This window comes from Candidatus Cloacimonadota bacterium, assembly GCA_011372345.1.
Classification (GTDB): domain Bacteria; phylum Cloacimonadota; class Cloacimonadia; order Cloacimonadales; family TCS61; genus DRTC01.
On sequence record DRTC01000239.1, the window covers coordinates 1 to 2,988 of the forward strand.

Annotated in this window: 3 protein-coding genes; 2 read left to right on the forward strand and 1 reads right to left on the reverse strand. The window is 37.6% G+C overall.

The genetic code is table 11. The annotated features are described in order from the left end of the window. Positions 1–141: 141 nt before the first annotated feature. Together ENL20_04595 and ENL20_04600 are read left to right on the forward strand one after the other, a co-directional pair. Positions 142–1,728, forward strand: coding sequence for an indolepyruvate ferredoxin oxidoreductase (locus ENL20_04595; protein HHE37834.1), 1,587 nt, complete (start codon positions 142–144; stop codon positions 1,726–1,728). 9 nt (positions 1,729–1,737) lie between these two features. After that, positions 1,738–2,319 carry an indolepyruvate oxidoreductase subunit beta gene (locus ENL20_04600; protein HHE37835.1) on the forward strand — a complete coding sequence of 194 codons (582 nt, stop codon included), beginning with the start codon at positions 1,738–1,740 and terminating at the stop codon, positions 2,317–2,319. Positions 2,320–2,374: 55 nt separating this feature from the next. On the opposite strand, the gene ENL20_04605 is transcribed toward ENL20_04600, so the two are convergent. Next, complete coding sequence (locus ENL20_04605; protein ID HHE37836.1) at positions 2,375–2,767, reverse strand: N-acetyltransferase; 393 nt, start codon at positions 2,765–2,767, stop codon at positions 2,375–2,377. Positions 2,768–2,988: the final 221 nt, after the last annotated feature.

Consider the following 2,988-nt stretch of genomic DNA (forward strand, 5'->3'; position numbering starts at 1 on the left):
ATATCCCAGAAACAGATCAAACCGGTCTTGTTTTTAGGGGAGATTTCCCAAAAGTGCTTTAATGGTATAGAAAATAATAAGTTAAGTGTCATAATAATAGGTTCTGTGTTACAGAACCAAAATTAATTTAAGGAGCAAACTATGAAGAAATTACTTCTTTTGGGTGATGAAGCAATCGGGCAAGGTGCTCTTGATGCCGGATTATCAGGAGCTTATGGTTATCCCGGAACTCCCTCAACGGAAATTGTTGAGTATATCCAGCGAAATCCGGAAGCGATAGAAAGAAATGTGCATCGGACCTGGTCTGCAAATGAGAAAACTGCAATGGAAGAAGCTCTCGGCATGTCTTATGCCGGAAAAAGAGCGATCGTGACGATGAAGCATGTCGGTTTGAATGTCGCAGCGGATGCTTATATGAATTCTGCTTTAACCGGAGCAAATGGTGGTATTATCGTGGCTGTTGCGGATGATCCGTCCATGCATTCGTCACAAAATGAGCAGGATTCCAGGTTTTATGCAAAATTTGCGTTGATGCCTGTTCTTGAACCGGGCGATCAACAGGAAGCGTATGATATGCCGAAATTGGCTTATGAGATTTCAGAGAAATATCATCTTCCCGTTTTGATGAGAATAACGACCAGACTTGCTCATTCAAGAGCTGGAGTAGAAAGAAATGATGTCTTAAAAGAAAACGAAAATCACATGCCGGAAAATAAAGATCAATTTATGCTTTTACCTGCTTTTGCTCGAAAAAAATACAAACATTTGCTTTTGATTCAAAATGATCTGGAACAAGAGTCAGAAAAATCTCCCTACAATAAATATTTTGATGGGAAAGATAGATCCAGAGGAATTATCGCTTGTGGATTGGCTTATAATTATTTAATGGAGAATTTTTTAGACGAGAATTGTCCCCATCCAATATTAAAAATTGGGCAATATCCGTTACCGAGAAGCAAGGTTCAAAGAATTATGGATGAATGTGAGGAAGTGTTTATTTTTGAAGAAGGGATGCCGATCGTCGAAGAATCGCTTAATGGTTTTCTGGGAAATACGAAAATTCATGGTCGGCTGGACGGAACTATGGATCGAGATGGAGAGCTGAATCCAAAAAGAGTGAGAGAAGCTCTGGGACTGCCGGAACTTCCAAGTAGAAATATACCGAAAGTCGTTGCCGGAAGACCTCCTGCTCTTTGTGTCGGATGTCCGCATATCGATACTTACAAAGCACTCAACGATGCTCTAAAGGAATATGGAAAAGGTCATGTCTTTTCCGATATTGGTTGTTATACTCTCGGATATCTTCCTCCTTATCAGGCAATCGATACTTGCGTCGATATGGGAGCTTCTATTTCTATGGCAGTTGGAGCTGCTGATGCCGGATTTTTCCCATCGATTGCTGCTATTGGTGATTCGACTTTCGGTCATTCCGGGATGACTCCTCTTCTGGATGCAGTGATTTCCCAATCCAATATTGTTGTAGTTATTATGGACAATGACATTACGGCAATGACCGGAATGCAGGATTCCCAAGCCAATGGCAGGATCGAAGAAATCTGTATAGGTGTTGGCGTTGAAAAAGAACATATCCGTGTAATTAATCCACTTTCCAAGCAACACGAAGAAAATGTGAAAGTGTTCAAAGAAGAAATTGCGTATAATGGAGTTTCTGTCGTCATTCCGAGAAGACCTTGCATTCATGTTTATGCAAAGAAGAAAAAGAAATAGGAGATTATGATGAAAAAAGATATAATTCTCGCAGGAGTTGGTGGACAAGGAATTTTGTCGATAGCAGCAATTATCGGTTCTGCTGCAATTAAAAGCGGATTGCATCTGAAACAGGCAGAAGTTCATGGAATGAGTCAGCGTGGGGGAGATGTGCAATCTCATCTACGCATTTCCGATAAACCGATATATTCCGATCTTATTCCAAATGGGGGAGCAGATATTATTCTTTCTGTCGAGCCGATGGAATCTTTGCGTTATTTACCTTATTTATCGGAAAACGGATGGTTGATAACAAATACAAAACCTTATTTGAACATTCCGAATTATCCCGATTATGATGAATTAATGGATGAAATAAAAGCTCTTCCCAAACATATTGCTCTTGATGCAGATAAAATAGCGAAAGATATTGGTTCTTCAAGATCGATGAATATGGTGATGCTGGGAGCAGGTTCGTTATTTTTAGATATTCCTCATGAAAGGCTCGAACAAGGTGTGAAATTCATTTTTGGAAGGAAAGGTGAGAAAGTAGTAAACTCTAATCTGGATGCGATAAAGGCTGGAAGAGAATTTGTATCAAAGCAGAAATAAATAAAAAAAGGCGTCATATCGACGCCTTTTAAAATTATTATTGAATAATCGTAAATTATTTATAATTCCTTTTCACCATTCCATTAAGTTTAAAGTATCCCAATTTATGATAAAAAACTGCCATCTTATCATCACAGACAATATCCAAAGCATAAAATCGTTTGAGCCTTTTCTCGATTCTTTTGATCAATTCTTTACCGATACCTTTGCCCTGATATTCGGGAAGAACTTCCAATAAGGGAATAAAGGCATAAAGAATTCCATCTGAAAGTGCATTTACAAAACCGACAACTTTGTCGTTTTTTGTATCAAAAGCAATTTCAGCAGTAAAACTGTTCTTTAGAATTTTTAAATGTTTCTCTCTTGAAGGAGGATTTGACCAGCCAGCGAAAAAACCTTCCAGCATCGATGGTTTTATGTTTTTTATCGATGAAAAATATTCGATCATCGATATTTCTCCAACTTTTCCAATAATTCATTATTTACCTGAAAAATAAATTTATTATTGATAATATGCTGATGCAGAATATTGCGATAACCGGCAACCATATTTTTAAAATCTATGGTATTCAAAACTTTTATATCAAGCAATTTATGCTCTATAAGATCAAAATCAGAAAGAAGGAACGGCATAATATATGCACTCAAATAAGTATTATAAATATTCTC

Excerpts from the sequence above, each read along its gene's own strand:
- ENL20_04595 (HHE37834.1), top strand. The coding sequence starts at position 142 with ATGAAGAAATTACTTCTTTTGGGTGATGAAGCAATCGGGCAAGGTGCT.
- ENL20_04600 (HHE37835.1), top strand. The coding sequence starts at position 1,738 with ATGAAAAAAGATATAATTCTCGCAGGAGTTGGTGGACAAGGAATTTTG.
- ENL20_04605 (HHE37836.1), bottom strand. The coding sequence starts at position 2,767 with ATGATCGAATATTTTTCATCGATAAAAAACATAAAACCATCGATGCTG.